Origin of the sequence: Bacteroides sp. (assembly GCF_019417265.1) — a bacterium.
GTDB lineage: Bacteria > Bacteroidota > Bacteroidia > Bacteroidales > Bacteroidaceae > Phocaeicola.
In genome coordinates, this window is sequence record NZ_DXVR01000114.1 from 1 (window position 1) to 7,323 (window position 7,323).

General features: G+C 38.8%; 6 protein-coding genes. All 6 read right to left on the reverse strand.

Translation table 11 applies throughout. The features are described from left to right. Positions 1-117: 117 nt before the first annotated feature. Positions 118-708, reverse strand: coding sequence for a uracil-DNA glycosylase family protein (locus QZ379_RS11295; protein WP_291564656.1), 591 nt, complete (start codon positions 706-708; stop codon positions 118-120). A 74-nt stretch (positions 709-782) separates the two neighbouring features. Next, a complete protein-coding gene (locus QZ379_RS11300; protein ID WP_291564658.1) occupies positions 783-1,412 on the reverse strand; it encodes a hypothetical protein in 630 nt (209 codons plus the stop codon). 82 nt (positions 1,413-1,494) lie between these two features. After that, on the reverse strand, positions 1,495-2,895 hold the full coding sequence (locus tag QZ379_RS11305) for a sodium:alanine symporter family protein (RefSeq protein WP_291564661.1): 1,401 nt from the start codon (positions 2,893-2,895) through the stop codon (positions 1,495-1,497). 34 nt (positions 2,896-2,929) lie between these two features. Next, the gene (locus QZ379_RS11310) at positions 2,930-3,583 is read right to left on the reverse strand and encodes an RNA-binding domain-containing protein (protein ID WP_291564664.1); all 654 of its coding nucleotides are present in this window, start codon (positions 3,581-3,583) and stop codon (positions 2,930-2,932) included. A 38-nt stretch (positions 3,584-3,621) separates the two neighbouring features. Further along, positions 3,622-4,920 (reverse strand): serine dehydratase subunit alpha family protein, encoded by a 1,299-nt coding sequence (locus tag QZ379_RS11315; protein WP_291564667.1) that lies wholly within the window; start codon positions 4,918-4,920, stop codon positions 3,622-3,624. 13 nt (positions 4,921-4,933) lie between these two features. Beyond that, positions 4,934-6,922: a cytochrome c biogenesis protein CcdA gene (locus tag QZ379_RS11320; RefSeq protein WP_291564669.1), complete on the reverse strand. Its 1,989-nt coding sequence runs from the start codon at positions 6,920-6,922 to the stop codon at positions 4,934-4,936. Between the last annotated feature and the right edge of the window lie 401 nt (positions 6,923-7,323).

The following is a 7,323-nucleotide window of genomic DNA, read 5'->3' on the forward strand; positions in this document are numbered from 1 at the left end:
ACACTCGGTTTTGGAGACCGATGCTCTACCAACTGAGCTATTCCCGTGTTTGCGAATGCAAAGGTAGTACTTTTTTTTATATTTACAAGGCTTTTATGAAATAAATATCGGTTTTATTCAATACAAAATATTTAAATCTCTGAAAGCCTGAGCATATAGTTCTGATTTTTTTTCCAACTTTAGAGGGTATGCCCTACTTGACGAAGGCATTCTGTAGAGAAAAAGCGTTCTGTCCTGAAATGATATTTCTGTTTTATCCCCAATAGCCGGTTGTTTTACTGAGAAATATTCACACAATACATCTGTAGCCTTCTGCCCTGTAGTGATTATCGCTTTACAGTCAGGTATCTGCTTTAACAGTAATTCTATGTTAGTGGATTCAACTACTTCAAGGAATTTATCAGATGCATTATCCTGCAGTCTGATTACTGCAAATGCCGTATCATACAGTGCTATGCCTTTCTGCGTAAGAAAAGTTTCAAGTTTGGCTTTATCAAACGCTTTCTTGTTGTCTGTAAGGAAATACTCTTTATCATTGAAAAAAATATATCCGAATATTCTCCACATATCGTTCTGCAAGTTTGGATAAAAGAAATCCATACTCCATCTTTTCCTCTGCGGAGGAAAGCTTCCTAACATTAAAAGCGAGGCATTACAAGGTAGAAATGGTTCTAAAGGATGTTGTTCTATATCTTTAATATTATTCATAATGGAACATACAAAATAAAGGCGGGATTGATATATAATATACCAACTCCGCCATTAAAATAGGTTTATACTGTTCAGGCTTTTGGTTTTGGCTCCTTTTTAGCCAAGAGAACGATATTATAGACATAATCGTTCATCCATTCCTGTGAATATCCCAAAGCGTGCTTATACTGACGGATATTATTGCAGGTTTTACGCACTCCGTCGTCTTTCCAGTCTGTCTTTGTCAGGATATCGTTTATAGCCTTTTCTGTCATATTGCGAAGCATCTTTTTCAGAAGGCTTGGCATACGGAATTTCCACTGCATCAGATTTCCGATAACCATCATAAGATCCTGACTGAATCCCTGGAACATAAACAGATATGATTTTATGTCGTTTACATTCTTACAGTTTTTCTTTATAGAAGCATCTATTTCCTTGAAGAAACTGTCATTCAATCCGTAAATGTCAACAAGCATTTTCTTACAGCGTGATTTTTCTGCTATTCCTAATTTATTGTTTTGTGTAGGAACTTTGAGTGTACGTTTAAAGACAGCCAAATCAGGCAAAAAATTGATATTGCTTATACCCATTTGTGAAGCCATTACAGCCTGGTAGTAAACACGTATAAGGCTCATAAAGTCTTCCATTCCGCCTACTCTGACAGGCTCCTCAGCATTTTCAGCATTTTTCTTTCCGAATAGTTTTGAAAATATACTCATGTTTGAAATATTATTTATTCTTTATGGGTGCAAATATACTAAAATATATTGATTGAAATTTATATTTGTATATAATAAAATGTTACCAACAACTTATCTCATTCTCTATATCCTTCATCTTTTCTTTTGTAAAGACAGGACTTTCTATTCCTTTTTTCTTCTGCATCAGATAGTCATCAAGAAGTCTGAATGCATATTTCCCAAGCATTATTATCGCTATAAGATTACATATAGCCATCAGTGCCATGGTTACGTCCGCAAGACTCCAAACCAGTTTCAGGCTTGCCATTGAACCGAAAAGAACCATTCCTCCTACCAATATCCGATATATTATTATCACACTCCGGTTTTTGGCTATAAAACGAAGGTTGGCTTCTCCATAATAATAATTGCCGAGAATACTGCTATATGCAAAGAACAATATTGCCACAGCTATGTAAGTACTGCCTATATTTCCTATCTGACTGTTTAATGCCGCCTGAGTCAGCTGTATTCCGTCCAGTCCACCATCAAGTCCTTCACCACTGAAAAGTATTATGAAGGCTGTACAGGTACATATCAATAATGTATCTGTAAATACTCCCAACGCCTGAATGAAACCTTGTTTTGCAGGATGTGTAACATGCGCTGTAGCAGCTGCGTTAGGTGCAGAACCCATACCAGCCTCATTACTGAACAGACCTCGCTTTATTCCTTGCATAAGAGCAGCACCAACACCTCCACCTATAGCCTGTTCCACTCCGAATGCATTCTTCAGTATCAAAGAAATGACATCCGGCAAATGTACCAGATTGCTGAAAACAATATATAATGCCAACACTATATAGCCTAATGCCATAACCGGTACAAGAATGCTGCTTACATTTGCTATCCAATGCACTCCGCCGAATATGATAACTATAGTAAGAACAGTTATTCCGACACCCATATATACGGGAGGAATATTAAAAGCACTGTCGAATGCTGCACAAATAGTGTTACTCTGAACGGAATTGAATGCAAAACCAAATGTGACAGTTATCAGTACCGCAAAGATTATACCCATCCATCTCTTTTTCAGTCCTTTTTCCATATAATAAGCCGGACCTCCGATATAGGAATGTTTACTTCTTATCTTGAACAACTGGGCAAGCGAAGACTCTACAAAAGCACTGCTCGCTCCTAAAAGAGCTATTATCCACATCCAGAATACCGCTCCCGGACCGCCTACTGTTATTGCCGTGGCTACTCCTGCCAGGTTACCTGTACCTACGCGGCTGGCCAAGGAAATGGTAAAGGCCTGAAACGAAGATATGTGCTTTTCATGCCCGTCAATCTTTGCAGTTGAATCTCCAAGCAGCCTGACCATCTCTCCTATCATCCTGAACTGCACAAATCTGGTTTTGAAACTGAACCACAGTGCACAGCCCAACAACATGGCTATCAGCACATATGTCCACAAAATATAATTAGCCTGATTTATAAACACCGTAATAAAATCCATTATCAATAAATATGCCTGTAATATGTTATAACCGTTATAATGATATATCTTCTTTTAGTCTGAAATAAAAAGTATGTTCCCTGAAAATCTGTTCCACTAAATTGAACCTGATAAAATCGGCCAAAAGGCGGCTTGTCGTTATTCTGGGAATGTTTGACAACTTGCTGCACCTGTTCAATGTCAGTTCGCCATATTTGTCGAGTATATTCAGCAAGTGTTTTTCCCGCTCCGAGTATGTCACCACGACTTTTTCTTCCTGTTTGTTATGCTTCCACATATTCAAGCAAACCGTATCGGCCAGAATGTTTTCATCATTTATTCTAACGTATGCCCATGCCTTATTGTTCACATCAACTGCACAAACGGGCTTATTCTCACTTTCCTCAATAGTTACTTCGAGAACATCCTTTCCCTGAACCCTATATATTTTGTTGGAAATACTAACTTCCGGAATACAATACATTTTAGCGGCAGCCTCTATCATGTATATTTCCTCTTCGGAACGCACCCCGGCTATTTTGCCATTATCCTTTACTCCGACCAAAAGCCTTCCGCCTCCCGTATTGGAGAAGGCAGATATACTTTTGGCTATCTTTCTTGCATCCGAAATAGCGAATTTAAAATCCTGATGGACGTGTTCTCCCTCGTCTATCAGTCTCTGGATATAGTATTCGTCAGATGGAAGCATTATGTGTCTATTTTGTGTTTATATAAATAAGTAATGTTTTAATATTCGCAAGATTTATGAGTCATAATGTCAAGAACCACCTTATCTGTTTCGTTCATTCCCACAGAGCCTATTCTTGTAAGATTTCTGATACTCAAATCCACATTATCCTCTATAATACCTTCCACGGAAGTAACACACTTTTGCTCCATTGCCATTATTGCAGAGAAAACTGCTGTCGATACCCCACTTGTCACCTTTAAGGCACAGCTTGGTTTTGCGCCGTCACAAATCATTCCCGTCAGGTTTGCAATCATATTCTGCACAGCATATACAACATTCTGATATGTTCCTCCCATCAGGTAAGTTATACCGCAGCTGCTTCCGGTAGCAGCAACGACACATCCGCACAGTGCAGACAGACGGCCAAGGCTTTGCTTGATATAAATCACAGTGAGATGGCTCAAGGTAAGTGCGCGAATAAGTTCTTCTTCCGTCTTATTATTGTCTTCAGCATAGACCACTACAGGAAGAGTTGCCGCAATTCCCTGATTTCCACTTCCTGAATTACTCATGACCGGTATCATGGCACCGGCCATACGTGCATCACAGGCAGCAGACGTATAAGAGAGTATATGGGTGAATGTATTATTGCCCATAATTTCTTTCTCGTTTTTAGCTCCCATCAGTGTCTTGCCCAATTCATGACCGTAATGTCCATTAAGAGAGCGTTCTGCAGCCGACTTATTCAATCGCTTCGATTCAAGTATAAATGATATTTCTTCCAACGGAGATGTTGTGGCAAAGTCATAAACTTTCTGTAAGTTAAGCTCAAGTTCTTCTTCCTGAACATCACCCTCTTCAGATGCCTTTTCATTCAATACGATATCATTGTTGCGACTGATATATACGAAATGTGTATGCCCTCCGCTTATTATAGCCGTAGCCTCATCATTTCCTGCAGAACATTTCACCTCTATATATAGTTTTTCCTCTATACCATATTTCAGGCTGATGTCTATAGCCTGTGAGTCTATCATTCCTTTACCTTCTTCGACTGCCTCCGGTGTCAAATCTTTCAATACCTCAAGCTGGTACTCTGATTTTCCCACAATCGCTCCCAATGCTATCGCGATGGGCAAACCTATCATACCTGTGCCGGGAATTCCAACTCCCATAGCATTTTTAAGTATATTTGCACTAAGGAGTACTGAAATCTTTTCCGGTCTTGTTCCCAATACCTCAGTAGCCTTAGCCACACAAAGAGCAACAGCTATAGGCTCTGTACATCCTATAGCCGGCACTACTTCTCTTTTTATAAGGGCAATGATTTGCTCTCTCTCTGATTTCGAAATCATTTTTTTACTGTCTTTATTTTTTGTAGTTCTTCAATCCTGTTTCCAGAAAATCTATATACAATTTAATATCCTCATCATAAGAGTATGATTTATTGAGCGGCATACCCTCATTGTCAACCAGTACATAGAAAGGTTGTGCATTTGCCCCGAACTTAGAGCGTTGCAGATAACTCCATTTGTCACCTACAGTGCGCAATGTACGTTCCTTACCATTTTCAGTAACCTTGATAGGTTCTGCCAGTTTTGTCTTATCATCAACGTAGAGAGTTATCAATACATAATCCTCTGTCAGCAGTTTGCTTACATTCTGGTCTGTCCATACAGCAAGTTCCATCTTTCGGCAGTTCACACATCCGTATCCTGTAAAGTCAAGCATAACAGGCTTGTTGTTAGCACGTGCATATTCCATACCTGCCTCATAATCAGTAAACTTGGCATGTACCTCGTTCTTGTATAAGTTAAAATCCTGAGTCTGCATTGGCGGTGCAAAAGCACTCACGGCTTTAAGAGGAGCTCCCCAAAGACCCGGAACCATGTATACAGCAAAAGACAATGATATCATTGCCAGGAAAAATCTTGGTACGCTAACCTTCTGCTCGTCATCATCATGAGGGAATTTGATTTTACCCAAAAGATACATTCCAAGAAGTGCAAATATAACTATCCACAATGCAAGGAAAGTTTCACGGTCAAGTATTCTCCAGCCATAAGCAAGATCGGCCACAGAAAGGAATTTCAAGGCAAAAGCAAGCTCAAGGAATCCTAATGTCACTTTTATCACATTCATCCATCCGCCTGATTTCGGCATAGATTTCAGCCATGACGGGAAAAGGGCAAAAAGTGTGAATGGCAAAGCCAGCGCAATGGCAAAGCCCAACATTCCTATGGCAGGAGCGACAACACTGCCTGTAGTAGAAACTTCCACCAACAGGAAACCTATAATAGGACCGGTGCACGAGAATGATACAAGCGAAAGTGTAAACGCCATCAGGAAAATACTCAAAAGTCCGGTAGTCTGTTCAGCCTTGCTGTCTACAGCGTTATTCCACTTTGAAGGAAGTGTAATCTCGAATGCCCCGAAAAACGATGCTGCAAAAACAAGAAGCATCAGACAGAACAGAATATTAAACACAGCGTTTGTAGACAACGCATTAAGAGTGCTTGCTCCAAAAATAAGTGTAATGGCAAGACCGAGCGTGAGATAAATTACAACGATAGAAGCTCCGTAGGTCCATGCATCCCTGATACCTTTCTTCTTGTCTTTTGTACGTTTAAGGAAGAAACTTACCGTCATTGGTATAATAGGCCATACACAAGGAGTGAATAATGCCAGAAGTCCGCCGGCCAAACCTGTCAGGAATATGTAAATCCAAGACATTGATTCTTCACCGGCATGTTCACCGAAACTGTTCAATTCGTTTATCACCGGTTTCCAGTAGTCAATTTTATCACTTGCCCCAATTTTCAAAGGAGTGAGAGCTATTGCAGATGGAACATTATCCCCAACTGTCTTGTCATCATTTCCTGCCGATACAGAAGCGACATCGGCAGTTCCGCCGAATTCAAAATCTACACTTGTAGGAGGAAGACAGTTCTCGTCATTACACGCACCATATTCCAGATATCCCTTAATACTGAATTTCTCATCAGTAATTTTTATTTTCTGTACAAAAGTGGCTTTACTCTCAAAAAAACGAACCTTCATTTCGAATACAGGATCCATTTCCTCTATCTCATTACCTTGCGGAAGAAGCTTTCCATCAACTTCGGCTCCTGATATATTATCAACATTAAATGTTGCAGAAATAGGTCCATCATCACCCAATTCTGTAGAATAGACATGCCATCCTTTATCTATCACAGCATTGAAAACTATTTCAGCTTCTGTTTCTGAAATTCTTTTCAGTTCACTATTAAACTTTACAGGTTCCTGAATTTGTGCCAAAACCGGCATTGCCAATATGGCTGTCAGCAGCCAACAGAAAAATAATCTCTTTGTCATTTGTTACAATAAAATAATAATGAGTTTATATTTTTCGACAAAGATACGCATTTTATATAATTCAACTTTAAGGGTAGAATATTAAAAGTTCATTGAATATTAAAAAAAGCATCATAAACAGTTCGAATTATATAAAACATCTATACATATTCTATAAAGACAAGTTATATTTATGTATATACAGATTATGTTTATATAAATATAATCTTTGTTTTTATAAAAATAGATTGTATATATAGATTTTGAGCGTTCAAATTACATTTTACGCCCTTGAATTATATTTTTTTATGGCTCATACATTATTTTTTTCTTATAAAAGTTTGCACATTCAAAAAAAAGCAATACTTTTGCATCGCTTTTGAGAAATAAAGCACTTCGGAAGGAGTTCTGGAGAGGTGGCA